Origin of the sequence: Candidatus Poriferisodalis sp. (assembly GCF_965237655.1) — a bacterium.
Lineage (GTDB): Bacteria > Actinomycetota > Acidimicrobiia > Acidimicrobiales > Poriferisodalaceae > Poriferisodalis.
In genome coordinates this window covers 721,967-745,876 of the sequence record NZ_CBDEGB010000001.1, presented here as the reverse complement: position 1 = coordinate 745,876, position 23,910 = coordinate 721,967, and the positions used below count along the sequence as shown (strand labels likewise).

24 protein-coding genes are annotated in these 23,910 nt (G+C 68.1%); 5 read left to right on the top strand and 19 right to left on the bottom strand.

Translation table 11 applies throughout. The features are described 5' to 3' along the window. Nucleotides 1-5: 5 nt before the first annotated feature. Nucleotides 6-1,583 carry a protoporphyrinogen oxidase gene (hemG, locus tag ACPXYO_RS03630; RefSeq protein WP_423916726.1) on the bottom strand — a complete coding sequence of 526 codons (1,578 nt, stop codon included), beginning with the start codon at nt 1,581-1,583 and terminating at the stop codon, nt 6-8. Between the two features lie 50 nt (nt 1,584-1,633). After that, nucleotides 1,634-2,746 carry a uroporphyrinogen decarboxylase gene (gene hemE / locus ACPXYO_RS03625; RefSeq protein ID WP_423916724.1) on the bottom strand — a complete coding sequence of 371 codons (1,113 nt, stop codon included), beginning with the start codon at nt 2,744-2,746 and terminating at the stop codon, nt 1,634-1,636. A 158-nt stretch (nt 2,747-2,904) separates the two neighbouring features. Here hemE and ACPXYO_RS03620 point away from each other — a divergent pair, with 158 nt between their 5' ends. The 3 genes from ACPXYO_RS03620 (at nt 2,905) to ACPXYO_RS03610 (ending at nt 6,181) form a co-directional block, all read left to right on the top strand. Next, nucleotides 2,905-4,227: a glycosyltransferase family 4 protein gene (locus tag ACPXYO_RS03620; RefSeq protein WP_423916722.1), complete on the top strand. Its 1,323-nt coding sequence runs from the start codon at nt 2,905-2,907 to the stop codon at nt 4,225-4,227. Next, nucleotides 4,227-5,009: a class I SAM-dependent methyltransferase gene (locus tag ACPXYO_RS03615; RefSeq protein ID WP_423916720.1), complete on the top strand. Its 783-nt coding sequence runs from the start codon at nt 4,227-4,229 to the stop codon at nt 5,007-5,009. The genes ACPXYO_RS03620 and ACPXYO_RS03615 overlap by 1 nt, the downstream gene beginning before the upstream one ends. An 86-nt stretch (nt 5,010-5,095) precedes the next feature. Then, entirely contained in the window at nt 5,096-6,181 is a 1,086-nt protein-coding gene (locus ACPXYO_RS03610; protein WP_423916718.1) for a prenyltransferase, read from the top strand. On the opposite strand, the gene ACPXYO_RS03605 is transcribed toward ACPXYO_RS03610, so the two are convergent. The 4 genes from ACPXYO_RS03605 to ACPXYO_RS03590 all read right to left on the bottom strand — a co-directional run bounded on the left by ACPXYO_RS03605 (nt 6,159) and on the right by ACPXYO_RS03590 (nt 8,348). After that, a complete protein-coding gene (locus tag ACPXYO_RS03605; RefSeq protein WP_423916716.1) occupies nt 6,159-6,791 on the bottom strand; it encodes a class I SAM-dependent methyltransferase in 633 nt (210 codons plus the stop codon). The two genes, ACPXYO_RS03610 and ACPXYO_RS03605, sit on opposite strands and share 23 nt — an antisense overlap. Then, nucleotides 6,791-7,222 carry a GtrA family protein gene (locus ACPXYO_RS03600; RefSeq protein ID WP_423916714.1) on the bottom strand — a complete coding sequence of 144 codons (432 nt, stop codon included), beginning with the start codon at nt 7,220-7,222 and terminating at the stop codon, nt 6,791-6,793. Before ACPXYO_RS03600 ends, ACPXYO_RS03605 begins: the two co-directional genes overlap by 1 nt. 58 nt (nt 7,223-7,280) lie before the next feature. Then, the gene (locus tag ACPXYO_RS03595; protein ID WP_423916713.1) at nt 7,281-7,784 is read right to left on the bottom strand and encodes a DoxX family protein; all 504 of its coding nucleotides are present in this window, start codon (nt 7,782-7,784) and stop codon (nt 7,281-7,283) included. Between the two features lie 63 nt (nt 7,785-7,847). Next, nucleotides 7,848-8,348, bottom strand: coding sequence for a GNAT family N-acetyltransferase (locus tag ACPXYO_RS03590; RefSeq protein WP_423916711.1), 501 nt, complete (start codon nt 8,346-8,348; stop codon nt 7,848-7,850). A 70-nt stretch (nt 8,349-8,418) separates the two neighbouring features. Between ACPXYO_RS03590 and ACPXYO_RS03585 the strand changes: the two genes are divergently transcribed. Then, nucleotides 8,419-9,282, top strand: coding sequence for a PAC2 family protein (locus ACPXYO_RS03585; protein WP_423916709.1), 864 nt, complete (start codon nt 8,419-8,421; stop codon nt 9,280-9,282). 71 nt (nt 9,283-9,353) lie between these two features. On the opposite strand, the gene ACPXYO_RS03580 is transcribed toward ACPXYO_RS03585, so the two are convergent. The 11 genes from ACPXYO_RS03580 to ACPXYO_RS03530 form a co-directional block, all read right to left on the bottom strand. Further along, complete coding sequence (locus tag ACPXYO_RS03580) at nt 9,354-11,642, bottom strand: [protein-PII] uridylyltransferase (RefSeq protein ID WP_423916707.1); 2,289 nt, start codon at nt 11,640-11,642, stop codon at nt 9,354-9,356. After that, the gene (locus tag ACPXYO_RS03575) at nt 11,639-12,154 is read right to left on the bottom strand and encodes a hypothetical protein (RefSeq protein ID WP_423916705.1); all 516 of its coding nucleotides are present in this window, start codon (nt 12,152-12,154) and stop codon (nt 11,639-11,641) included. The genes ACPXYO_RS03580 and ACPXYO_RS03575 overlap by 4 nt, the downstream gene beginning before the upstream one ends. Continuing rightward, a complete protein-coding gene (gene larE, locus ACPXYO_RS03570; RefSeq protein ID WP_423916703.1) occupies nt 12,154-13,044 on the bottom strand; it encodes an ATP-dependent sacrificial sulfur transferase LarE in 891 nt (296 codons plus the stop codon). The genes ACPXYO_RS03575 and larE overlap by 1 nt, the downstream gene beginning before the upstream one ends. 51 nt (nt 13,045-13,095) lie before the next feature. Further along, nucleotides 13,096-14,961 carry an acyl-CoA dehydrogenase gene (locus tag ACPXYO_RS03565; protein ID WP_423916702.1) on the bottom strand — a complete coding sequence of 622 codons (1,866 nt, stop codon included), beginning with the start codon at nt 14,959-14,961 and terminating at the stop codon, nt 13,096-13,098. Between the two features lie 71 nt (nt 14,962-15,032). Beyond that, nucleotides 15,033-15,776 carry a chlorite dismutase family protein gene (locus ACPXYO_RS03560; protein WP_423918669.1) on the bottom strand — a complete coding sequence of 248 codons (744 nt, stop codon included), beginning with the start codon at nt 15,774-15,776 and terminating at the stop codon, nt 15,033-15,035. Nucleotides 15,777-15,794: 18 nt separating this feature from the next. After that, nucleotides 15,795-16,643: a formate dehydrogenase accessory sulfurtransferase FdhD gene (fdhD, locus tag ACPXYO_RS03555; protein WP_423916701.1), complete on the bottom strand. Its 849-nt coding sequence runs from the start codon at nt 16,641-16,643 to the stop codon at nt 15,795-15,797. A 58-nt stretch (nt 16,644-16,701) separates the two neighbouring features. Next, a complete protein-coding gene (locus ACPXYO_RS03550) occupies nt 16,702-17,121 on the bottom strand; it encodes a PIN domain nuclease (protein ID WP_423916699.1) in 420 nt (139 codons plus the stop codon). 1 nt (nt 17,122) lies between these two features. Beyond that, complete coding sequence (locus ACPXYO_RS03545) at nt 17,123-17,329, bottom strand: type II toxin-antitoxin system VapB family antitoxin (RefSeq protein ID WP_423916697.1); 207 nt, start codon at nt 17,327-17,329, stop codon at nt 17,123-17,125. A 113-nt stretch (nt 17,330-17,442) separates the two neighbouring features. Beyond that, entirely contained in the window at nt 17,443-19,062 is a 1,620-nt protein-coding gene (groL, locus tag ACPXYO_RS03540; protein WP_423916695.1) for a chaperonin GroEL, read from the bottom strand. Between the two features lie 180 nt (nt 19,063-19,242). Then, complete coding sequence (locus tag ACPXYO_RS03535; RefSeq protein ID WP_423916693.1) at nt 19,243-20,280, bottom strand: glycerate kinase; 1,038 nt, start codon at nt 20,278-20,280, stop codon at nt 19,243-19,245. 5 nt (nt 20,281-20,285) lie between these two features. Then, nucleotides 20,286-20,909, bottom strand: coding sequence for a LytR C-terminal domain-containing protein (locus ACPXYO_RS03530; protein ID WP_423916691.1), 624 nt, complete (start codon nt 20,907-20,909; stop codon nt 20,286-20,288). Nucleotides 20,910-21,132: 223 nt separating this feature from the next. Between ACPXYO_RS03530 and upp the strand changes: the two genes are divergently transcribed. After that, nucleotides 21,133-21,762, top strand: coding sequence for a uracil phosphoribosyltransferase (gene upp / locus ACPXYO_RS03525; RefSeq protein ID WP_423916690.1), 630 nt, complete (start codon nt 21,133-21,135; stop codon nt 21,760-21,762). Here the strand turns inward: upp and ACPXYO_RS03520 are convergent. Further along, complete coding sequence (locus ACPXYO_RS03520) at nt 21,759-22,709, bottom strand: PfkB family carbohydrate kinase (protein WP_423916688.1); 951 nt, start codon at nt 22,707-22,709, stop codon at nt 21,759-21,761. The two genes, upp and ACPXYO_RS03520, sit on opposite strands and share 4 nt — an antisense overlap. A 4-nt stretch (nt 22,710-22,713) precedes the next feature. Continuing rightward, nucleotides 22,714-23,865 carry an aromatic ring-hydroxylating oxygenase subunit alpha gene (locus ACPXYO_RS03515; RefSeq protein WP_423916687.1) on the bottom strand — a complete coding sequence of 384 codons (1,152 nt, stop codon included), beginning with the start codon at nt 23,863-23,865 and terminating at the stop codon, nt 22,714-22,716. Nucleotides 23,866-23,910: the final 45 nt, after the last annotated feature.

Genomic DNA, 23,910 nt, shown 5'->3' with positions numbered 1-23,910 from the left:
ACGGCTCACGGCGAGGTGGCCGGCAGGTCCATGCCGAGGTACTGCGCCACTGCTGCTGCCGCTTCGTTGCCTTGCCGGATGCAGGCGGGGATGCCAAGTCCCCGGTAGGCCGCACCGGTCACGAACACACCGGGGAGTTCGCGGGCGAGTGCGCTCTCGATGCGCTTGACGAGATGTCCGTGACCCGGCACGTACTGGGGCAGTGACCGCTCCCAGCGCGAGACGCGCCACGACGTGATTGCCGCGGGATCGCGCAGCGCTCGCAGGGGCGCCAGGCCAGACAGCTCCCCCACCACGGTTTCCAGCAGCTCGCGGTCACCCACGCGCGTGTGGCGGTCGTCGTCATGCCGGCCGACCGAGATACGCAGGATGGCGTTCGGGATGCCCCCGTTGCCCCCATCGCCGGCGTCGCTGTTGCCGGCGTCGCTGTTGCCGCCGCCGGACCACGTCGGCCACTTCGCCGACCCGTAGCTGCAGGCCGTCGTCAGCCAGCCGGTGTCTCGGGTGACCAGCAAGCCGGCCTCCTGCGGCGCTTCGATGGCATCGGGGCGCACGCTGAGCGTCACCACGGCAACCGACGCGTAACCGATGCGCGCGAGCGCAGCGGCAGCGTCGGGCGCGCCTGGCAGCATCTGGGCCGCCGCGTGGGCGGGTGCAGCGACGATGACTGCGTCTGCAGCAAGCACCTCGGACCCGGTGTCCACGGCGAACCGTGTTCCGGGGCGCCGGATTGCTTCCACCGGGGTGCCCAGCCGCAAGATGCATCCGTCAAGCCGCTGCACCAGTGCTTCGACCAGCCGACCCATCCCGGCTTCGAAGCTGCCGAAGATCGGTGCCGGACCGGCGGCATCTGGAGCACGTGCGGCGGGAGCCGGTTGCATCCGGCGCAGTCCCCGCATGAGCGAGTGGCTGCGTCCGAGCGCCTCGCCCAGGATCGGCGCCGACATTGTTGCGTCCAGCCGGTTGATGTCCCCCGCGCTGATGCTGCCGAGCAGCGGGTCGACCACCCGGGACGCCACCGCCGCTCCGAGCCTGGAGCGCACGATGTCGCCCACGCTGGCGGACTCGAGCCGTAAGCGCACGTTCTCGCCCGGGTCGGATGTCACCACGTCGATCCCGTCAGGGCCTGATCGGCGTGCGGTGACCCAGCGCGGCAGGACATAGTCGGCTGCGGCGCGCAGCGTGCCCGCCAAACCCAGCAGCGGGGAACGGACGAGCGGTCCCAAACGCGTGGGCACCCCGCCCACCAATCCATCGGGAAGGGGCGTGAGCTGCGGACCGTGTGTGCCCAGATGCGCCACCGAGGCACCGCCGACCGCTGGCGAGATGCGCTCGGCCGAGATTCCCAGCTCGTCGCAGAGCTCGATCGCCCAGGGCACCCGCAGCAAGAACGCATCGGCGCCCTCGTCGACGGACCGGCCTTCGAAGGGAGTGGAGAGGATCTTGCCGCCCAGGCGCTCGGCGCTGTCGATCAGCACCACCCTGGGCACCGCAGTTCCGGCGTCAGCGGGATGCAGCAGGCGGTACGCAGCAGTCAGCCCGGTGATCCCGCCGCCGACCACGACGACCCGCCTAGGTGCCATGACTACAGGTCACCATGACTACTGGGTGCCATGACGAGGGCCCCGCTCGCTCACTCGTGCTGGCTTGCGTGCGCCGGCTGGTACGCATGCACATGGTCTGTCAGGCGCTGCAGCACAGATGGGTCGGTCTCGGGCAGCACGCCGTGGCCCAGGTTGAAGATGAAGCCGGGCTGCTGGGTGCCCTCGGCCAGGATGCGGTCCGCGGCGGCACGAACGGTCGGCCAGCCGGCGAGGCACAACACCGGATCCAGGTTGCCCTGCAGCGCGACCCCGGGTCCCACCCGTTCGCGTGCCGCGCCTAGCGGTACGCGCCAGTCCACCCCCACCACATCGGCGCCGACTTGGGCCATCTGGTCAAGCAGTTCACCGGTGCCGACGCCGAAGTGCACTCTCGGCACATTGAGGTCAGCCAGCTCGTCGAACACGCGCTTGCTGTGCGGCGCCACGAACGCTGAGTAGTCGGCGGGCGACAGCGTGCCTGCCCAGGAGTCGAACAGCTGCACCGCACTGGCGCCGGCGAACACCTGTGATCGCATTGACGCCACCGCAATGGAGGCGAGGCGTTCCATCAGGTCGTGCCAGAGCGCCGGGTCGGTGTGCATGAGCGCTTTGGTCAGGGGGTGCTGGCGGGATGGACGGCCTTCGATCAGGTAGCTCGCCACCGTGAACGGCGCCCCGGCGAAGCCGATGAGCGGGACATCGAGCTTCGCTGCCAGCAGCCGCACCGTCTCGAGTACATGGGGTGTGTGCGCTTGCGCATCGAGCTCGGGCAGGCGGTCGAGGTCAGCGCGGCTGCGCAGCGGCTCGGCGGCCACGGGACCCACTCCGGGCACCACGTCGATGCCGAAGCCGATCGCTGCGGCAGGCACCACGATGTCGGAGAACAGCACCGCCGCATCGACGCCGTAGCGGCGCACCGGCTGCAGCGTGATCTCGGCTGCGGTGGCCGGGTCCGCGATGGCGTCGAGGATGCTCCCCCCGCCGCGCAACGCCCGATATTCGGGCAGCGAGCGGCCGGCCTGCCGCTGGAACCACACCGGCACGCGCTCAGTCGGCTGGCAGCGGGCCGCCTGGAGATACACGCTGTCGCTCAGCCGGTGGCTGGGGTGGTCGGCGGGCAGCAACCCGGCGGGCATCGTGACGGTCTCGGAAGTGCCAGCCATGCGCTGCGAACGGTACCGGGACGGGCTCGTAGTGCTCTCGTTCTCCGACAAGGGACACGGTCGGCAGGGACAGACCGGCAAGTAGCCTCACGCAACCCCGGCGAACTCGCCTACCCACCGCGGTTTCGCTGGGTTCTCGCTTGCTGACGGAGGCTGCGATGGGTCCCGACATTGGACTGGTCGAAGCCGAGCGTCCGCTGCGCGTTGCGCTGCTGACCTACAGGGGCCACCCCTGGGTGGGCGGACAGGGCGTCTACGTCCGCCACCTGGTGCGCGAGCTGTCAATGCTCGGCCACAGCGTCGAGGTGTTCAGTGGACCGCCCTACCCGCACCTCGATGAGGGCATCAAGCTGACCGAGCTTCCAAGCCTCGACCTGTATCGCATGCCCGACCCGTTCCGGGTGCCGAAGCTGGCGGAGTTCCGTTCTCCGATCGACGTGCTGGAGTGGGTCATCACCTGCACGGCCTCGTTCGCCGAACCGCTGACGTTCAGCCTGCGGGCATTTCAGGTGCTGCTCAGCCGGCTCGACGACTTCGACCTGGTGCACGACAACCAGTGCTTGGGCTACGGCATCGACTGGCTGCGACGGGCCGGCATGCCAACGCTGGGCACCATCCACCACCCGATCACCGTCGACCGGCGACTGGAGATCGCCCATGCGCCCACGCGGGGCAAACGGCTTGCCATGCGGCGCTTCTACGCCTTCACCCGCATGCAGAACCGGGTGGCTCGGCGTCTCGATCGCATTGTGACCGTGTCCACCAACAGCTTCGACGACATTGTGTCCGACCTGGGCGTGGATCCCGCTCGCCTGAACATCGTCACAGTCGGCGTCGATCCCGACCAGTTCCGACCCCTGCCCGACGTGACGCCGGTGCCGGGCCGGCTCATGACCACCGCCAGCGCGGATGTGGCCATGAAGGGTCTCGCCTACCTGCTCGAGGCACTGGCGAAGTTGCGAGTCGAGAACCCCGCACTGCACCTGGTGGTGATCGGCCGACCGAAGGACGACTCGGCGGCAAGCCGGCTCATTGACCAGCTCGACTTGGCCGGCAGCGTCGAGTTCGTGAGCGGCGTGCCCGACGAACGCATCGTCGAGCTGTACAACGAGGCACAACTGGCCGTGGTGCCGTCCCTGTATGAAGGGTTCTCGCTGCCCGCCGTGGAAGCGATGTCGTGTGGAGTGCCATTGGTGGCGACCACCGGCGGCGCCCTGCCCGAGGTCACCGGCCCAGACGGCGAGACGTGCCTGCAGGTGCCCCCCGGCGACTCGGAGGCCCTTACAGCCCGCATCGGCTGGGCGCTGTCTCAGCCCGAACTGCGATCGACCGTGGGAGCGGCCGGACGGGCGCGGGTGAAGGCCAACTACTCGTGGGCGGCGACGGCCCGCAAGACCGTCGAGCAATATCGGGCATTGCTGGCAGATGTTCCGGCGAGGCAGCCGCGCACGTCTGCGATCAGGGCGCTCGCCAGCCGCTAATGCTCACTGTCGACTACGAGCGGCTCGGCGCCGAACGCGGCGACCGGGTGCTGGACCTGGGCTGCGGCGCGGGCCGCCATGCCTTCGAGAGCGTTCGGCGAGGCTGCGTCACCGTCGCCTCGGATCGTGATCCCGACGAACTGCGCTCCGTCACGGACATGTTCGCGGCCATGGACGACACCGGGGAGATCGCCTCGCAGTCCGCGCAACGGCTCGCCCACGCGGTCGTGGCCGATGCCACGTCGTTGCCTTACGCAGACGCCAGCTTCGACCGGATCATCGCAGCGGAGGTGCTCGAGCACATCGTCGACGACGAGCGGGCCATCGCAGAGCTGGCACGGGTGCTGCGGCCCGGCGGCACCATCGCGGTCACCGTCCCGGCGCCCGCCGCCGAGCGAGTCTGCTGGGCGCTCTCCAGCGACTACCACGCACCCAAAGTGCCCGACGGCCACGTGCGCATCTACGGCTCGGACGAGTTGCGGACGAAGCTGGCCGCGGCAGGCATGTACGTCTCCGACAGCCACGGCGCACACGGCCTGCACACGCCGTACTGGTGGCTGCGCTGCCTGGTGGGTCCTCGCAACGACGCCAATCCGCTGGTGCGGGCCTATCACCGGCTGCTCGTGTGGGACATCACGGCGGCGCCACCGCTGACGCGCACGTTGGACCGGCTGCTCAACGCGGTGCTGCCCAAGTCGACAGTGCTCTACGCATACAAGGCGCCGGCACGTACCAGCGCGGCGAGCGGTGCCGAGTTGATGGGAGATTCGCATGCCTCCTGAGTCCGCGCTGCCCGACACGGCGCTGGCCGGCGTCCGCACAACGCCGTCCCCTAGCGGGCCGCTCGCCGAACCGGTGGGGGCCGCAGATGCCGCCTGAGTTCGCACCATCGGGAATCGCTGCGGCTCCCGCCCACGGCCCGAACCATTCCGGGCAGCTCGCCGTCGGCACCGCGCCGCTGCTGTCGCCTCGACAGGTCGCTGCTACGGCTGATGCCATCGAGGCCTGCCAGCAGCCGGGCGGCCTCATCCTGTGGTTCGAAGGCGGGCACGCCGATCCGTGGAATCACGTCGAGGCCGCCATGGCGCTGGCGTCAGCGGGCAGGCACAGCGCTGCCGAGACCGCCTACGAGTGGATGCGAGCGAATCAGCAGGCTTCGGGCAGCTGGCACAACTACTACACCGCGCATGGAATCAAGGACGCCAAGGTCGACACGAACTGCTGCGCCTATGTGGCCGTGGGCGTGTGGCATCACTGGCTCTCGACTGCAGACCGCGGCTTCGTCGAGACGATGTGGCCGGCGGTGGCACGTGCCCTTGACTTCGTGGTGGGGCTGCGAACCGCCAGTGGGCACATCCCCTGGGCGGTGCATGCCGACGGCACGCCGTGGCCGTATGCGCTCCTGACCGGCTCGTCGTCGATCGTTCATTCGCTGCGATGCGGGCTGGCGCTGGCGAGCCTGTTGGGACACGAGCGTCCGGCGTGGGCTCGCACGCTGGCACGCACCGAACGCCAGATCCGCCACCGACCCGACGGCTTCGAGCCCAAGGATCGCTGGGCGATGGACTGGTACTACCCAGTGCTGTGCGGAGCCGTTGACGGCGCACAGGCCCGGACCCACCTCGCCGCAGGCGCACCGAAATTCCTGCTCGGCAACCACGGCGTGCGCTGTGTGGCCGATCAGCCCTGGGTGACCGCTGCGGAGACCTGTGAGTGCGCGCTCGCGTACCTGCGCGCCGGTGCGCAGTTCACCGCCCGTCAGCTCATTGAGACCACTGAGCCACTGCGGACGGCCGACGGCGCCTACTACACGGGCTGGGTCGTGCCGCAGGGCAAGACCTTCCCGCACGAAGAACAGTCGACCTACACGGCGGCGGCGGTGCTCCTGGCCACTGATGCTCTCGACCGCCGTACAGCGGCCGCCGAGGCACTCACCACTGTGCCGCGGCGGTGATCGGTCTGCCCAAGATGCGCAGGCTGCCTTCGGCGGCGTGCTCAGTGAAGCCGTCGTCGAGGGCCCGGAGCCAGATCTCGTAGGGAGGACGGCCGCCGTCGGCGGGATCGGGAAATACGTCGTGGATGGCCAGCAGGCCGCCGGGCATCACTCTCGGGGACCAAGCTTCGTAGTCGGCGTGGGTAGGGGCCTCGCCGTGACCGCCGTCGATGAACACCAGGGCGGCATCGCCCCAGTGGGCCGCGATAGTGACCGAGTCGCCCACGACGGGCACCACGGTGTCTTCGAGACCGGCACGCTCGATGGTCTGGCGCAGCAGCGGCAGGGAGTCCATGCGACCGGTGCGGGGATCGACCATGTCCGCGTCGTGATGCTCCCAGCCGGCCTGCATCTCTTCGGATCCGCGGTGGTGGTCGATGGTGAACAACACGCCCCCGACCTGCGCCGCTGCAGCGCCTAGGTACACCGCCGACTTGCCGCAGTACGAGCCGATCTCGACGAGCGGTCCGCGTGGAGCCGCCTCGACGGCGGTTCGGTACAGCGCCAAGCCCTCGGTGTGGGGCATGAAGCCCTTCACCTGCTGCGCCAGCGCAGCCAGCTCAGGGTTCATCAGCGCTCCGGGGTGCCGGTCACCCGATGAGACGCTGGACGGGCGAACAGCACACGGTCGAGCAGCAGGAACTTGCCGACCCACAGGGCACCGAAACCGACCAGGTTGGCTCCCGAGACGGCGACGGTGGAGTGCCACCACCCCTCGGCCAGCGCCACGAACAGCGACGAGACGCCCAAGCCGGCGAGGCTGTAGCCCCAGAACGGCAGGATTTCTCGGGCGACCGAGTGCCGGTCGGTGCGAGCCCACACCCAGCGCCGGTTGGCGTAGTACGCGGGTCCGGCCGCCACGCACACTGCCACCACGTTGGCGACCACCGCGGGCCAGCCGAGCACCGCGTACGCGAGAACCAGCACGCCTTGAGTCACAACCACCGTGCCCGCTGACACGGTGCCATAGCCGGCCAGCCGACCCAGCAATCCCCAGCTCATCGCTTGAGTCTCATCGCCGAGGTCTCATGGTCTGGGCCTCACGGACGAGTTCCCAACGTCACGTCTCCGCTGGCGCATTCGGTCGGTAGAACGCGGCCAGCAGCAGGATCGTCGAGGCCAGCCCGCCTGCAATGGCGACGGCGAACCACACAGCGCCGCTCCAGTCGAGACCCAGCGCGTTGTCGAGCGACCAATCGCCGGGCCCGGCTGCCGCCACTGACGCCGCAGCCACAGCAAGCACGAACACGTACTCCCAGCCCTCGCGAATGATGAAGAACCCGTTGCTGCGGTGGCCGACCCACCCAGCCGTCGTCATCACGCCGATGAACGCCATCGCGCTGAGTGGCGTCACCAGCCCGAGTGCCAGGCCGAAACCAGCGCAGATCTCGGTGAGGGCCGCGAGGTAGGCGTGCAGCAGACCGGGGCGCAGACCCTCAGATTCGAACCAATTGCCGACACCTTTGATGCCGCCCCGGAACTTGGCGATGCCGTGCAGCGCCAAGGTGACGCCGACGATGACTCGCAGGACGAACAGGCCCAAGTTGATGCTGTCAGGATCCATGATTCCGGGTTCCCCCAGTGGTGTGTGGCAGTAGTGGGCGAGTCGATCGCTTTCGAACGGTACTCACAGCTCAAGTCGGTAGACGTTGGTGGTGCGCTGCGCAAAGCCGAGCCGGTCGTAGAGGCGGTTCGCGGCCTCCCGGTCAGGTCGCGACGTGAGGTCGACGGTGCGCGCGCCCGCCTGCCGGGCGATCTCGATGGCCCGCCGGTTCAGCGCTGCTCCGATGCCGCGGCCGCGAGCGGCTTCGTCCACCACGACGTCTTCTATCCAGGCCCGCAGGCCGCTCGCCAGCGGGAACAGAACGAGAATCATCGCGCCGACAATCTCATCGGATCCGGCCTCACCAGACCCTGCGCGGGCGACGAGCACCGTGTTGGCCGGATGGCCGACGATGCCCTCGAGCGTCTCGGCATCTGGCGGCGGCGAGCTCGACAGTTGCGGATGCAGCCGCGCAAAGGCGGTGACCACGTCGTCGTCGACACGCTCGCACACCTCGATGCGAACATCGGCATGGTGCGCGCCCGCGTTGGCGGCGCCGCCTCGAGCACTGGCGAGATCAGCCACGGTGCGCATCGTAGGGGCAGACCCGGGCGTCGGGGTCGGCCTGCGTGGGGGTGCCGGTAGCCTCGCCGCCGTGGGCCATCTCGAGTGGTTCGAACGACCCGAACCCAGCAGCGACTCCGTGCTCATCGCAGCGTTCTCTGGCTGGAACGACGCCGGCGATGCGGCCACCGAATCGGCCAAGTACCTGCGGCGACGCTTCCGCTGCCATCCCGTGGCCCAGATCGACCCGGAGTACTTCTACGACTTCGCCTCGGTGAGGCCCAGTGTGCAGGTCGTCGACGGCGAGCGGCAGATCGACTGGCCCACGCCAGACGTACGGATCGGCGAGGCCGACGACGGCCGGACGGTGATCACCGTGCTGGGTGTGGAACCCCGGCTGCGCTGGCGCACCTTCTGTGACGTGATCATCGAGATGGCGAATTCGCTGGGCGTCTCCACCGTCGTAACGCTGGGCGCTCTGCTCACTGACACCCACCACAACGCCCCGATCAACGTCGTGGGCGCCTCCAACAACGCCGCCCTCAACCTCACCATGGGCTTGCGCCAATCCACCTACGAGGGCCCAACGGGCATCATCGGCGTGCTCAACGACGCCTGTCATCGAGCCGGCTTCGCCAGCGTGTCGTTCTGGGCGACCGTTCCGACCTACGTGCACAACTACCCCTCGCCGAAGGCCGCCTTGGCACTGGCTGAGCGGGTCGCCCGATTCATGGGCATCAACCTGGGCGAGTCGGAGCTGCACAGCGCCGCCGCCAACTATGGCCACCAGATCGACGAGCTGGTGGCGGGTGACGACACCCTCGCCCAATACGCACAGCAGATTCTCGAGGAGTCCGCCGCCGAAGCCGTCGAAGACTTCAGCGAGATGGTCGAGAACCCCGACGGCCTCTTCGACGAGATGGAGCAGTTCTTGCGTCAGCAAGAACCAGAGTGATCAGTTTGCGTCAGCAAGAACCAGAGTGATCAGTTTGCGTCAGCAAGAACCAGAGTGATCAGCTGCGTCGCTCAGGCCAGGATGTGGCGCAGGGCCAGCTCCACCTCTCGCTGGTGCGCCTCGTCGATGACCGGACCGTCGGGACCGACCACGTAGAACGCGTCGACCACCTCGTTCGCCAACGTCTGGATCTTGGCAGACCGGATGTCGAGACCCATCTCGGCCAGCACTCGGGTCACCTTGTACAGCACGCCGATGTGGTCCTCGGTGCGGACCTCCACGATCGTTGCTCCCGTGGCCGACTCGGCGTCGAATGTGACGCTCGTAGCGGCCCGTGTCGCCGAGAGCGCCCGGCGCCGCCGGTACACCCGGGCACGCTCCGCTATGCGCGCTTCCAGCGCCAGGTGGCCCCGCAACGACCGGCGCACGTCGTAGGTGACCCGGTCCCAATCGACCGGCGTGTCGGGCGGCACGATCCGGAATGACGACACCGCCATGCCCGCAGGGCTGGAATAGGCGTCCGCTTGCAGCACGTCGAGCCCTCGCAGTGCCAGCACGCCTGCCGCGCGGCTGAACAGGCCTCGCTCGTCGGGTGCGACCACGGTGAGGACGTTGCCATCGACCCGCAATGCCGTTTCGCCAGCCGCCATCAGATCCACGATGTCGGTGGTGAGCAGGCGGCGGTGAGTCGACGGCGTCGAATCGGAACCGCTCAGATGTTCAGAGGTCATCTCCACGAGTGCGGAAACCAGGTTGGCGGTCCAATCCCCCCACGCCATGGGGCCGGTGGCCAAGCAGTCGGCCTCGGTCATGACCGCCAGAAGCTCCAGGAATTCCTGAGTCTGGGCGGCACGGGCGACGGTAGCGACGGTCAGCGGATCGTCGAGGTCGCGACGCGTCGCGATGTCGGTCAGCAGCAGGTGGTGCTGCACGAGGCGCACCAAGGTGTCAGCGTCGGTGGGGCTCCAACCGCAGCGCCGGGCGATCGGGCCCGCCAGGCGCATGCCGGCCTGGGTGTGATCGCCCGGATAGCCCTTGCCGATGTCATGCAGCAGCGCTCCCATCAGCAGCAGGTCGGGGCGTGCCACCCGGTGGGTGAAGCGGGCCGCCTCGGCGACGGCCTCGAGCAGATGGCGGTCCACCGTGAAGCGGTGGTAGCGGGAGCGCTGAGGGCGATTGCGGTTCGGCGCCCACTCGGGCAGCACCCGGGTCCACACGTCGAAGTAGTCGAGCGTCTCGATGACGTCGATGGCGCGGTGTCCGCAACCCAGCAGCTCGACGAACAGCGCTCGCGCGCCGTGGGGCCACGGGTCCGGGAACTGCGCCTGGCGCTCAGCCAGCTTGTCGAGGCTGGCTCGGCTGATCGGGATGCCCCCGCGGGCCGACTGCACCGCCGCGTGCAACACCAGGACGACGTCGGCGGCAGGATCGCCGTCGATCACCAGCTCTCCGTCGCGGACTGCCAGTCCGGCAATGTCGACATCCGGCACCGCAAGGGCGGTGCTCTGGCGGGCAATGGTTGACCACAGCTGGTCAGACAGGAACGCGATGATGCGCCCCGCCCGCGCGATATCGGCCATGAAGGCATCGGCGTCGACTGCGCCCGATCGCTCGGCCACCGCATCCTGATCATCGGCGGAGAGCACATCGCTGCGCAAACCGGTGGTGCGGTGCAAGTCCACCCGGGACCGCAACAGCGTCTGGTAGGCCTCATCGAGGCGTTCGGTGTCCGCAGCGGGCAGTTCAACCCCCGCCAGTTGCGCCCACCTGATCGCATGCGCGTCGCGCAGCCCGCCGCGGCCCGTCTTGAGATCGGGCTCCAGCAGGAACGCCACCTCACCGCTCTGGCTGTGCCGGCGGCTGACAGAACGGTGCAGCTCGTCGAGCCGCTGTGCTGCGTTGGCGCGCCAGTCGGACTGCACTCCCTCGATGAGGCGGGCTGTCAGAGTTGCGTCGCCGGCCAAGTGGCGGGCATCGGCGAGCGCCGTGGCCGTGTCTGTGTCGGATGCCGCCAGTTCCAGCGTCCCCGACATCGAGCGCACGGCGTGGCCGAGCTTGAGCTTCTCGTCCCAAATCGGGTACCAGAGGCGGTCGGCCAGGTTGCCCGTATCGACATCGTCGTGCAGCAAGAGCAGATCGATGTCGCTGCCGGGGCACAGCTCGCCACGGCCGTAGCCGCCGACCGCCACGAGAGCCACACCCGTGCTGGCGCCGTTCGCGCCGCCCAGCCCGCACTCGGCGGCCTCGGTTGCGTAGCTCTCGGCTAGCCAGGAATCAGTGAGCGCAGACAACGCCGCGGGCAGTTGGTCGGCGGCTGCCGTTTCGATCAACCCAACGCGGCGCTCGCCGAACGACGTCATCGTTGTCCCTCCGCGCGCCGACGCTGCAGCACCTCGTATGCCTTCGCTGCTCCCCACCCGATGCCGATCGGTCCCAGCCCCGGATCGATGTCGGCGAACGACGCCGGTGTCAAACCGTAGGGATCGTCGGGGAAACGGGACGCATCGAAGTCGTCCCGGTCGGGCTCGGGCACGCCGCCGTCCGCGAGCACCTGAGTCGGGAATCGCACTGCAGCGCGCAGCACGCTCAACGGCGTGGATGTCTGCGCGTCGACATCGGTTGCCAGCAGATCGCGCAGCGCAGGGCCAGTCTCGGCTGCGCACTGCAGACCAGCGGCACGCGCCGGTCCGCTGAGTTCCACAGCGCCAACACCCCCGCGCTCGCAGGCATCGGCCACGCATCGCTCGACCCAGCCGGGCAATGCGGCGATGGCGAGATCGGCCAATAGCTCTGCGGCTTCCTCTACTGACCCGGGCACGGAAATGTCGGGCGGCACCGCCGGGGCCTCGGCACCGGTCCCGGCTGCGCTCATCAGTCGGCCTCTGGGGCCGAGGCGGCAGAGTTGGGCGAGATGCCGCTCGCCAGCGCGTTGTTGAGATTGCCCGAGCGAAAGCCCTCCAGGTCAAGCGTGACGTAGCGATAACCGACGGCGCGCACCGCCTCCACCAGGGCTTCACGCTGGCGGATCGCCTCGGCAAGATCGTCGAGCGGCAGTTCGATGCGTGCCGTGTCGCCGTAGTCGCGGACTCGCAGCTGGCGGAAGCCCAGCCGGCGCAACGTTGCCTCGGCCCGATCGAGCCGCGCCAGCAGCGGCACCGTCACCTGCGTGCCGTAGGGCACCCGAGAGGCCAGGCATGCGGCAGCGGGCTTGTCCCAAGTGCGCAAACCCAATTCGGCACTGACACGCCGGACGTCGACCTTGGCGAAACCGGCTTCGACGAGCGGGAATCGCGCTCCTCGTTCACGCGCCGCGTGCTGGCCCGGCCGGTGATCTCCCAGATCGTCGAGGTTGACGCCGAGCACCACCACCGCGTCCCGTTCCGATGCCAGGGGCTCGAGCTGGTCCATGAGGGCTGACTTGCAATGGAAACAGCGGTCTGCGTCATTGGCGCGATACGCAGCGCGTGCCATTTCGTCGGTCTCGACGGTCTGCCACGCGAGTCCCCACTCAGCGGCCAGTGCCGCGCAGTCCCCAGCCTCATCGCTCGCGAGGCTCGCCGAGACCGCCGTCACGCAGAGCGCATCGTCTCCGAGAACGTCGTTGGCCGCCCAGGCCACCAGCGCCGAATCGACGCCGCCGCTAAAGGCCACGACCACTGGTCCCGACTGTTTGAAGAAGGCACGCAGCCGGCCGATGGAGGCTTCGGCCGACGCCGGGGCGTCCTGCACGCTCAGCCCCCCGTCAGCATGCGACCCGGCCATGTCGTCGCTCCCAGTCCTCGGCCACGGTCATTCACGCGGGATCTCCTCTGCTTAGAGCCGCTCGGCGGGTATGGCGAAGAAGAGATCGGCACCGCCGGTCACGGCGGGCACCAGGCCGCGAGCAGTCGGCAGGATCTGGTCGGCGTAGAAGCGAGCGGTGGTGATCTTGTCGGCCAGGAACTGCGGCGATGCGGAGCTGTCTGATCCTGGGGTTGACCCCCCTGGCGCAGCGTCCCGAGCCTGCTCAGCCGTCAGCCCTTGAGCCTGCAGGAGGCCCGCTGCAGACTGCGCGCTTCGAGCCAGCAGCCAGCCGCCCACCACCACGCCGGCCAGGCGCATGAACGGCGTCGAGCCGGCAGCGACATCGTTGGGCGCCGCGGAGAGCTGACCGCCCAGCCACATGGCTGCGTCGCCCATCGCAGCCACGCCATCGCCGAGTGCGGCCCCAATGGCGGCCAGATGGGCGTCGTCACTGGCGCCCAACTCGCCGGCGGTCGCCCCCATGTCGCCGATCAGGCGTGCCACGGCCTCGCCGCCTCCAAGCGGCAGCTTGCGGAATGCCAAGTCCGCGGCCTGGATGCCGTTGGTGCCCTCGTAGATCGGGGCGATCCGGCTGTCGCGCCAATGCTGTGCAGCGCCGGTTTCCTCGATGTAGCCCATGCCACCGTGCACCTGCACGCCGAGCGAGGTCATCTCGACGCCCAGGTCAGTGCCCCAGCCCTTGCTGATCGGCGTCAGGATCGCCGCGAGGTCATCAGCCCGTTGGCGCTCGTCCGGATCGGTCGCCACGATCGAGCGATCGATCGCCGCGGCGTTCAGGTACATCACGCACCGCATGGCCTCGGCGTTGGCGCGCATCGTCAGCAGCATGCGCCGCACATCGGCATGGTCGACGATCGGAGACGATTCGCCTGGAGGCAGCTCGGCGCCGATCGCCCGCCCCTGCTTGCGGGCCAGCGCATATTCCCGTGCCTGCTGGTACGCCCGCTCGGTGAGCGCCAGGCCCTGCAGGCCCACCGAGAGGCGAGCGTTGTTCATCATCGTGAACATGGCGCGCATGCCGCCGTTGGGGGGGCCGACGAGATAGCCGACAGCACCCTCGTCGTCGCCGTAGGACATCACGCAGGTCGGGCTGGCATGTATGCCGATCTTGTGCTCGGTGGACACCGCGCGCAGGTCGTTGCGCCGCCCGAGCGAGCCGTCGGGGTTGACGAGGTACTTGGGAACCAGGAACAGGCTGATGCCGCGGGTGCCCGGAGGTGAGTCCGGCGTGCGTGCCAGCACAAGGTGGAGGATGTTGGAGGCCAGCTCGTGCTCGCCGTAGGTGATGAAGATCTTCGTGCCGGTGATGAGGTAGCTGCCGTCGGGCTGCGGGACGGCCCGGCTCGTGAGGGCTCCCACGTCGGAGCCGGCGTGCGGCTCGGTCAGGTTCATGGTGCCGGACCATTCGCCGCTGATCATCCTGGGCAGGAAGGTCTGCTGCAGGGTTTCATCGGCGTGGTGGGTCAGGGCGTCGATGGCGCCCTGAGTCAACAGCGGGCACAGGCTGAATGCCATGTTGGCCGCGATCAGCATCTCCTGGACGGCGAGTCCCACGCACCAGGGCATCCCACCGCCGCCGAAATCGGCATCGAAGGCCATGCCGTTCCAGCCGGCGCCGACGAATTTGCGGTAGGCCTCTGCGAAGCCGGGCGGATGAGTGATGACGCCGTCGTCGAAGTTCAGCCCCTGCTGGTCGCCGGTCACGTTGAGCGGCGCCAGCTCGGCGGACATGAAGCGGCCGGCTTCATCCAGGACTGCGCCTGCGGTCTCCAAGTCGGCATGCGCGAAGCGTTCGTGGGCGGCCAGACCTTCCAGACCGGCCACATGCTCGAGCACGAAGAGCATGTCGTCGATGGGAGCGGAATAGTCGGACATGGCGGCCTCAATTCAGTCACGACCGAAGCATCGCCGGCTCCTCACGGGCGTTGCACGGGCACGCGAACAGGCTACGGCGCGCCCTGCACGGGCTGCGATCCGCCGAGGCCCCCCCAATGGTTAGAGCCACGACCGATGCGTTCGAGGACAGTCTCGGGGTCGGCAAGCAGGCCAGTGTAGAACGTGCCGAACTCGGCATACACAGCGCTGGCTTCGTCGTAGCGCATCGTGTACACGACGTCTTTGAGGTCGTCGAGGTGCTCGCCGAACAGCGTCACGCCCCACTCGAAGTCGTCCACTCCGGTGGATCCCGTCACAACTTGCAGGATGCGGCCACGGAATTGGCGGCCCGACTTGCCGTGTTCGTACATGAGCTCTCGGCGAGTGTCGTAGGGCAGCGTGTACCAGTTGCCACTGCCTTCGGATACGGCGCTGCGGCGTTTGGACATCGGGTAGAAGCAGAAGGCCCGCTTGCCCTCGGGCGGCAGTTGCGGGTACAGCCGCGGGGTCTTCATCTCTGGGGGCAGGTCGGGGGCGTACTCACTGGTCTCGGTCATGGACACGTAGCTGTCGACCACTTCCATTCCGGCCTGCTGCAAGTCGGTTTGGAGCGTGCGCAGCTGCCACAGATCGGGTCCGAGCGCCATGAAGCCGATGTCGGCCTTATGGCCGAGGACTGCCACGGTGAGCACTTGGTGATCTCCGCTCGCTGCGGTCTTGACCGCTGCGAGCACGGCACGGGTGTTCGTGTCGGGTGAGAGCTTGCAGAACAGGTGCAGCACACCCCATCCGACGGACGTCGTCACTTCCGGCATCTGCGACACCCGCGCAGCCTATGAATGAACTTCAGCGTTTGCGGGGGACTCGCCGAGGCGCTCTGGAATCCCCGCCAAGCTGCCGCAGTAGACGTTGAGTTCGTCGCCGCGTGCGAAACCCGCCAACGTGATAGCCGCCGCCCGGGACGCCTCGATGGCGAGCGAACTGGGGGCGCTGACCGCAACGAGGGTGCCGATTCCCGCCGCCCAGGCCTTTTGCACCATCTCGAAGCTGGCGCGGCCGCTCACGAACAGTGCCGTGGCAGCTGCGTCATCGCGCCCGTCGAGCAGGCGCCTGCCGATCACCTTGTCGACGGCGTTGTGTCGCCCGATGTCCTCCCGCACGATGTCAATGCGGCCGTTGGTGTCGAAGGTCGCGGCTGCGTGCAACCCGCCGGTGCGGCCGAACATCTCTTGGGTCGCGGGAACTGCGGCCAGGGCTGCGTGAACCGCATCGACGCTGAATTGACGTATGCCTGCCAGCGGGCCCAAGCGTGCGGCCATGTCGGTGATGGTGGTGCTGCCGCAGATTCCGCAGGCGGCGCTGACATTGCCGAGGCGAGGCGTGGGCACTGGTGCCTTGCCGCCGGTCTCGACGGTCACCATGTTGTATTCGAATTCGGCCGCCGGTCCCTCGCCGCAGTAGCGCACCCCGGTCACGGCTGCGTCGCCGAGCAGACCGTCGCCTGCACAAAACCCGACGGCGAGTTCGTAGTCGTGGCCCGGCGTGCGCATCGTGGTGGCCACCAGGTGGCCGTCGAGGCGGATTTCGAGTGGTTCCTCCACCACGACCTCATCGGGCGAACGCCTCCATTCGCCCTGCCGCAGCCGGTCCACCAGCACCCGCATCGTGCGCCCCCGCCGCATCCGGTCAGGGTACCGGCGCCCCCCGCTGCCCTCAGTCCAAGCTGAGCGCGGTGGCGCCTCAGTTGGCGGTGCCGCGTTCGACGATCCACTCGGTGGGTTGGCCAGTGATGTCGGCGATGAGATCGAAGTCGGCGTCGTAGTGGAGAACGATGAGGCCACAGTTCTCGGCAACTGCCGCCGCCAGCGCGTCGACCAATGAGACGGCCCGGTGATGTCCTCGGCGTACCAGGCGCCGCTGGATGTCGAGCGCACGCCCGAAGTCGCCCTCGGTGGTCTGGGCCAATTCGAAGGCGTCTATCCGGTTCGTGATCTCATCGTGATCCGCGGCATTGCGAGCACTGAAGCCCAACTCATAGATCACCGGTGCGCACAGCGCGACTCGCCCTGACGCAATCAAGGGAGCGGCCGCCGCACGCACATGGGGTTGACGCAAGCGTGCGAAGGCGCTGGTGTCCGCAAGATGGGTGGCGCGGGCCACCTCAGCTGTCCCCGCCCCAGGCCTCCTCTGCGGCAGCAAAGTCGAAGCGGTCGGGCTCGGCGAGCAGTCCGACAAGCTCAAGACGGCGCTTCGCGTTCACAATCTCGCGCAGCGACGCATCGATGGTCTCTCGCAGGGTCGTCGTCCCCAGAATCTCCGCTGCCCGCGCTGCGATATCTCGATCGACCTCAACAGATGTCTTCGCCATACAAAAAAGATATCAGAGGTTTAGCGACGGCGATCTGGACGCGAACCGGCCCGGGCGTTGGCCCGGGCCGATTCGTTGGGTTGGGCTGTTCTGGTGGTCTGTACAGGCTCCTGCTAGAAGTCCATGTCCGGCATGCCGCCGCCGGCGCCACCGGAATCGGGCTCCTCGCAGATGACTGCCTCGGTGGTGAGGAACAGTGCGGCGATCGAAGCCGCGTTCTGCAGCGCCGACAGCGTCACCTTGGCGGCATCGATGACGCCGGCCCCGACCAAGTCCTCGTACTCACCGGTAGCAGCATTGAGACCCATCGGGCCCTCAAGCTCACGGACCCGGCTGACCACCACGCCGCCCTCAAGACCGGCGTTCTCGGCGATCTGCTTCAGCGGTCCCGCCAGCGCACGCTGGACCAGCCGGGCACCGGTGGCCTCGTCACCATCCAGGGCTTCCGCTGCTGCCTGCACTGCCGACTCGGCCCGCACCAGGGCGACACCGCCACCAGTCACCACGCCGGCCTCGATGGCCGCCTTGGTGGTGCTGACCGCGTCCTCGATGCGGTGCTTCTTCTCCTTCAGCTCGACCTCGGTGGCCGCACCGACGCGCAGCACTGCGACGCCGCCGGACAGCTTCGCCAGCCGCTCCTGCAGCTTCTCGCGGTCGTAGTCCGAGTCGGTGTTCTCGACCTCGTTCTTGATCTGCTCGATCCGACCCCGTACCTCGGACTCGTCACCGGCACCCTCGATGATGGTCGTCTCGTCCTTGGAGACGACCACTCGGCGGGCGGTGCCCAGCAGGTCGAGCGTGGTGTTCTCGAGCTTGAGACCCACGTCCTCGCTGATGACCTGGCCACCGGTCAGAATCGCCATGTCGGCCAGCATGGCCTTGCGGCGGTCGCCGAATCCGGGAGCCTTCACAGCCACCGAGCGGATCGTGCCGCGGATCTTGTTCACCACGAGCGTGGCGAGGGCCTCGCCCTCGACGTCCTCGGCGATGATGACGAGCGGCTTGCCTGCCTGGGTCACCTTCTCGAGCACCGGCAGCACGTCACGGACTGCCGAGATCTTGCCCTGCATGAACAGGATGTTCGCGTCCTCGAGCACGGCTTCCTGCGTGTCGGGATCGGTGACGAAGTACGGCGAGATGTAGCCCTTGTCGAAGCGCATGCCCTCGACGAGATCCATCTCGAGGCCGAACGTCTGCGACTCCTCAACGGTGATCACACCGTCCTTGCCGACCTTGTCGAACGCATCGCTGATCAGCTGGCCGATGTCGCTGTCGGCGGCAGAGATTGCCGCCACCTGGGCGACATGGGTCTTCGAATCGGTGACGCTGATCGCCATGTCGGTGATGGCACCCACTGCGGCGTCGACGCCGGCCTCGATGCCTCGCTTGACGGCCATCGGGTTGGCACCCGCAGTCACGTTGCGCAGGCCGTCGCGCACCATCGTCCACGCCAACACGGTGGCTGTGGTGGTGCCGTCGCCCGCAACGTCGTCGGTCTTCTTGGCGACTTCTTTGACGAGCTCGGCCCCGATGCGCTCCACCGGGTCTTCCAACTCGATGTCCTTGGCGATCGACACGCCGTCATTGGTGATCGTGGGTGCACCCCACTTCTTGTCCAGCACGACGTTGCGACCCTTGGGGCCCAACGTGACGCGCACTGCGTCGGCGAGCTGGTTCATGCCCGATTCGAGCCCGCGGCGGGCCTCGTCGTCGAACGTGATCATCTTGGCCATATCAGGTGGCTCCTGTCCTCGGTGACACTGTGTTGATTGGTCAATCGGGTTGATTGGTCAATCGGGTTGATTTGTCAATGGGCCTATTGGTGCATGGGCAACTGGGTGACGGGGCGTCACGTCGCTGCTGCACTTCATGCAGCGGTTAGCACTCTAGAGCTGAGAGTGCTAACCGCCAACTCAAGAGACGAGATTTGCGGCCAGATCCGCGGCGGCATTGCGCACTGCCGACAGCGTGTCGCCCATCGACCGCTCCGCCCCGTATCGCTCGGTCAGCACTACAAGGTGCGTGAGGGGGGACTCGCCTGTGGGCGAGCGCCAATCGGCAGGATCGGTACCTGGTTCTCGAGCACCCACGACGACGCCCACTGGCACTCCGGCCTCGGCCGCCATCTCCAGCACGCCACCCACGACTTTCCCGTCGAACGAACCTGCATCGAGCCGTCCTTCGCCGGTAATGACCAGATCGGCGCCTTCGATCGCTTCGAGCAGGCCAACCTCGGTTGCGACAACCTCAAACCCGGGGGCCAGCTCGGCCCGCAGGCCCGCCGCCAGGCCACCGGCCAGGCCACCGGCCGCGCCCGCGCAGGGCATCTCGCTGACGTCGATCCCATAGCGCTCGTGGTACAGGTCGACGAGTCGTTCCAGGCGGCGGGTCAGCAACTCGATCTTCGGCGGCGAAGCACCCTTCTGAGGTCCGAAAATGCGTGCGGCGTCACAGAAGCGGGTGCGCACATCGCAGGCCACCACCACCGAGACGCCGGCGAGACGGGCCAGCGGTGACATGGCGTCGAGCGCGCCGAGACCGCCATCGGTGGTGGCAGAGCCGCCCACTCCCACGATCACGCGCCGGGCGCCGCTGGCGACGGCCTCCGCGATCAGCTCACCGGTGCCAGCAGTTGTTGCCGCGAGCGGATCGTTTCCCTCGGCTCCGCCAGCCAGCAGCAGTCCGCTGGCGCGAGCCATCTCCACGATCGCGGTGTCGCCGACGAGCCGCCACTCGGCTTCTACCAGTGCCCGCAGCGGCCCGGTCACCAGCGACGTGCGATTCGGTCCGCCCAGCGCTTCGAGCGTGCCCTCGCCGCCGTCCGCAGCAGGCAGGCATGCCACATGGGCGTGAGCGCCGACGTGCCGACGCACCCCCGCCTCGATAGCTGCTGCGACCTCTGCGGCGGACGCAGTGCCACGGAACTTGTCCGGGCACACCACGACCCGCATACCGCCTACTCGGCCAGATCGGTCCCCAGCGCCACCAGCACGTCGGGTGTCTTGAAGTCCTGCACGGCCGACGGATCCGCCAGCATCGGGAACACGTCGTTGTCGGCGTCGAGCTCCAGCACTCCGGCGATCGCTCGCGCTTCGAGCAGGGAACCCGGCTGGTAGTAGATCCGCGTCCGGTCGAGCGGCGTACCCACGTAGTTCGTCGGTGTATTGGTGATGTAGCTCAGCGTCTTGAACCGGTCGGTGAGCCGCCCCGCAGCTCCGCGCACGGTCGTGGAGTTGGCGACCTGGATCGATACCTCCGCCGCCGGTCTCGGCTGGAACGGCTCTGCTCCCGCCGCGGTGGTGGCGGTGGAGGGGTCCGCCGTGACAGGCGGCGCGACGGTGGTGACCGTGTCGGAGTTCGTTCCGCCGGTACCGGGAGCCGCGGTCGTCGCCGTCGTCGCCTGTGTTGCGGACGGGAGTGTTTCCCCTGGCTCGACCGGGGGCGTCGTGTCGGTCACGACAGCGTCGTCGGGATCGTCGACCGAGCGGAGCAGCAGCACGCCCACGACGACGGCCACCAGCACCAGCAGCAGTCCGCGCACCGCTGCGCCGCTGTTGGATTCGCCGGCTTGGCTGTTCATCGGGTGACCTCCCGTCGGTGCACGGCCCGGGTTCCTCCCGCCGTGGCCGGCGTGCGCTGCAACTCACGTTGGTTGGTCGCGCTTATAAATGACGAAGAACCGCTTGGCAGCGGCAGTGTTGTGAGCGTAGGGCCAAAGAAGCGCTGCCGGGTGTACCCCTGAGCACCTAACTTGCGCCCGGACCCCAATCCCACCGCAAAGATGAGCCCGTGAGAGTCAGCCCATGAGTATCAGCATTGTCGACCATCCGGTAGCCGCAGCACTTCTCACTCGGCTGCGCGACAAGAACACCGCCGTCGAAGAGTTCCGTCAGCGACTCGACGCTCTGACGTTCTTGCTGGTGTCAGAAGCACTCGCCGACGCGGCATGTGTCCCTGTGCCAGTAGAGACGCCGCTCGGACCCGCTGAGGGCTCACGGCTCGAACCGATGCCAGCGATCGTGCCCGTCCTGCGAGCTGGGCTGGGAATGCTCGATGCAGCGCTGAGACTCTTGCCGGCCGCACCGGTCGGGTTCATCGGGATGCGAAGGATCGAGACACCCGACGGCGTCGGCCACGAGCGCTACCTCGAATCGCTGCCGAGCGTGTTGGAGAATCGACCAGTGCTCGTGCTCGACCCGATGCTGGCGACGGGTGGCTCGGCGGCCGAGGTGATACGAGTGCTGGCAGCGTCGGGTGTGGGCCCGGTCACGATGGTGTGCGCCCTCGCTGCACCCGAGGGAGTCGCAGCTCTGCAGGGCAGCGCCTCCAATGTCCGCGTGGTGACGGCCGCCATCGACAGCCATCTCGACGAGCGGGCGTTCATCGTGCCCGGACTCGGCGATGCCGGCGATCGTCTCTACGGTCTGGCTTAGGCGCCAGCGTCACCCACGTCCTGCAGCTGCGCCATCGTCGGCAAGCTCGGCTGAGCACCGGCGACCCCCACCGCCCAGACACCAGCCCGCACGGCCAGATCGGCCGCGTCCAGGGGATCAGTACCTGATGCCATGCCGACCGCAAACGCCCCGGCGAATGCGTCGCCCGCGCCGGTGGCATCGACAACAGCGACCTGCGGCGCCGGCACGGAGATCTCCTCTGGGATGTCGCCTGAATCCTGCGCTCGCAGCGCCGGCTCGGACGACCGAGACGCACGCACGACGCAGCCCTCCGCTCCCCGAGTCTCGACGAGCACCGCATTGGCGCGCATCTCGGCGGCACTGCCACCCGAATTCGACTGATGCAACTGCTCGGCTTCGGCCCGGTTCACGATGACAACGTCTGCCAGCGGCAGCACTGCTGGAGCGACGTCGTTGAAGGGGGCTGGGTTCAGCACCACGATCACGCCGTGTCGGCGCGCGATCTCCGCTGCGGCGCGGGCTGCACGAGCGCTCACCTCGCCTTGCAGCAACAGTGCGTCGGCTGCTGCAATCTCAGCGGCGGCCGCCTGCACGCCGTCAGCATCGAGAGATGCATTGGCACCGGCGGCCACCACGATCGACACGTCTTCCGGATCGACAGTGATCACTGCCAGGCCGGTGGGAACGTCGACGGTCGCCACGTGGCGGCAGTCGATCCCCTCGGCCTCGAGGCCCGAGCGCAGCCACTGTCCGTGCTCGTCGTCGCCGACCCGGCCGACCATGACCACGCTGGCGCCCAGCCGGGCCGCAGCGGCCGCCTGGTTGGCGCCCTTGCCGCCGCGGAACCAGGCGATGCGCGAGGCGTGCATCGTCTCGTCAGGCGATGGCCGCCTTGGCACCCACAGCGTCACGTCGGCGTTCAGGCTGCCGACCACGACGATGCGCGGTGCGTGCGAGTGGCTCACCGGATCAGCGCTCGCTCGGAGCTCGCCCATAGCGAAGCGCTGATTGCACCAGCGCCCCTAGGTGGGCCACCGCATCTTCGCTGTGCACTGAGGCAACTCCAGACGGCTCGGTGATGAGCGGCCCGGGGCGATACCCGCGGCTTCGAACGCCACGCTGAGTCGACTCGACGAGCCTCAAGTCCTCGGACACCGTGGTGTTCCAGTCCAAGTCGATGATCTCGCGTTGCACATCGGTCGGCTCGGCACTGTCGAACCACCACTCCCGCACCAGCAGCGTCTGGTCCGGCCCCCTCGGCACCCAGCGGTAGGTATTGAGCGCCTGGCCGGGATAGCACTGGATCGATGATGCCGGCCAGATGTAGAACGCGGCATAGGCGTCGCTGGCTGCAGGGCGCGTATAGAAGGAGCGATCGCTGTCGACGCCTGTGGCCGTATGACGGATCACGGTGCCGTCCGGAATGACGCGGTAGCTGGCGGGGTCGACCACTCCGGATGTGAACGATCGATGCACGTTCGGGCAGTGGTAGCACTCGTTGTAGTTCTCCACCGCGATCTTCCAGTTCGCGGCGATGAGGTGCGTTCGGCGCCAAGTCAGCACACGGGTCGCAGACTGCGGGATGATCGCCAGGATCTCCTCGGCGACGCGGGGCGCGCACTCCGTCAACGGCGGCGCACCGGGATCCACATTGACGAAGAGGAGTCCGGCGAGCTGGTCGACTGCGATGGGCGGGATGCAGATCTCGCCCACATCGCGACTGCGCGCGTTGAGCAGCCGGCCGTCCAGCCCGTACACCCATGCGTGGTAGGGGCACATGATGACGCCCGGGGTGTCTGCAACGTCGCCGCCCTCAGACTGCGGCGGAAACAGCTCGTGACCTCGGTGCTGGCAGACGTTGAAGAACGCGCGGATCTCGCCGCCGTCGTTGACGACGAAGACAGGCTCGTCGCCGACTACCGTCGCGAGGACCTGGCCGGGCTTGCTCACCTGGGACAGATGACCGACGAGCTGCCAGGACCGAGCGAACACGGCAGACAATTCGGCAGCGTGGATCGCCGGATCGGTGTAGTAGCGAGCCGGCAGCGCTTGCTGCCGGAGGCTGTCAGCAACCCCACGGTCATCGCCATCGGTCGGAACGTTGCGGTCCGGCGAATTCATGCAGCGATTCCGATCATCTGCGATTTCGTGGCCTCCACTGGCCGC

Bases quoted from the DNA above. Each gene is read 5' to 3' on its own strand.
- hemG (WP_423916726.1), bottom strand. From the start codon at position 1,583: ATGGCACCTAGGCGGGTCGTCGTGGTCGGCGGCGGGATCACCGGGCTG.
- fdhD (WP_423916701.1), bottom strand. From the start codon at position 16,643: ATGCGGCGGGGGCGCACGATGCGGGTGCTGGTGGACCGGCTGCGGCAG.
- ACPXYO_RS03595 (WP_423916713.1), bottom strand. From the start codon at position 7,784: ATGGATCCTGACAGCATCAACTTGGGCCTGTTCGTCCTGCGAGTCATC.
- upp (WP_423916690.1), top strand. From the start codon at position 21,133: ATGAGTATCAGCATTGTCGACCATCCGGTAGCCGCAGCACTTCTCACT.
- ACPXYO_RS03535 (WP_423916693.1), bottom strand. From the start codon at position 20,280: ATGCGGGTCGTGGTGTGCCCGGACAAGTTCCGTGGCACTGCGTCCGCC.
- ACPXYO_RS03560 (WP_423918669.1), bottom strand. From the start codon at position 15,776: ATGCCGGAAGTGACGACGTCCGTCGGATGGGGTGTGCTGCACCTGTTC.
- hemE (WP_423916724.1), bottom strand. From the start codon at position 2,746: ATGGCTGGCACTTCCGAGACCGTCACGATGCCCGCCGGGTTGCTGCCC.
- ACPXYO_RS03610 (WP_423916718.1), top strand. From the start codon at position 5,096: ATGCCGCCTGAGTTCGCACCATCGGGAATCGCTGCGGCTCCCGCCCAC.
- ACPXYO_RS03565 (WP_423916702.1), bottom strand. From the start codon at position 14,961: ATGTCCGACTATTCCGCTCCCATCGACGACATGCTCTTCGTGCTCGAG.
- ACPXYO_RS03600 (WP_423916714.1), bottom strand. From the start codon at position 7,222: ATGAGCTGGGGATTGCTGGGTCGGCTGGCCGGCTATGGCACCGTGTCA.
- ACPXYO_RS03515 (WP_423916687.1), bottom strand. From the start codon at position 23,865: ATGAATTCGCCGGACCGCAACGTTCCGACCGATGGCGATGACCGTGGG.
- ACPXYO_RS03580 (WP_423916707.1), bottom strand. From the start codon at position 11,642: ATGACGTCGTTCGGCGAGCGCCGCGTTGGGTTGATCGAAACGGCAGCC.
- ACPXYO_RS03605 (WP_423916716.1), bottom strand. From the start codon at position 6,791: ATGAACCCTGAGCTGGCTGCGCTGGCGCAGCAGGTGAAGGGCTTCATG.
- ACPXYO_RS03615 (WP_423916720.1), top strand. From the start codon at position 4,227: ATGCTCACTGTCGACTACGAGCGGCTCGGCGCCGAACGCGGCGACCGG.
- groL (WP_423916695.1), bottom strand. From the start codon at position 19,062: ATGGCCAAGATGATCACGTTCGACGACGAGGCCCGCCGCGGGCTCGAA.
- ACPXYO_RS03575 (WP_423916705.1), bottom strand. From the start codon at position 12,154: ATGAGCGCAGCCGGGACCGGTGCCGAGGCCCCGGCGGTGCCGCCCGAC.
- ACPXYO_RS03545 (WP_423916697.1), bottom strand. From the start codon at position 17,329: ATGGCGAAGACATCTGTTGAGGTCGATCGAGATATCGCAGCGCGGGCA.
- ACPXYO_RS03620 (WP_423916722.1), top strand. From the start codon at position 2,905: ATGGGTCCCGACATTGGACTGGTCGAAGCCGAGCGTCCGCTGCGCGTT.
- ACPXYO_RS03530 (WP_423916691.1), bottom strand. From the start codon at position 20,909: ATGAACAGCCAAGCCGGCGAATCCAACAGCGGCGCAGCGGTGCGCGGA.
- larE (WP_423916703.1), bottom strand. From the start codon at position 13,044: ATGGCCGGGTCGCATGCTGACGGGGGGCTGAGCGTGCAGGACGCCCCG.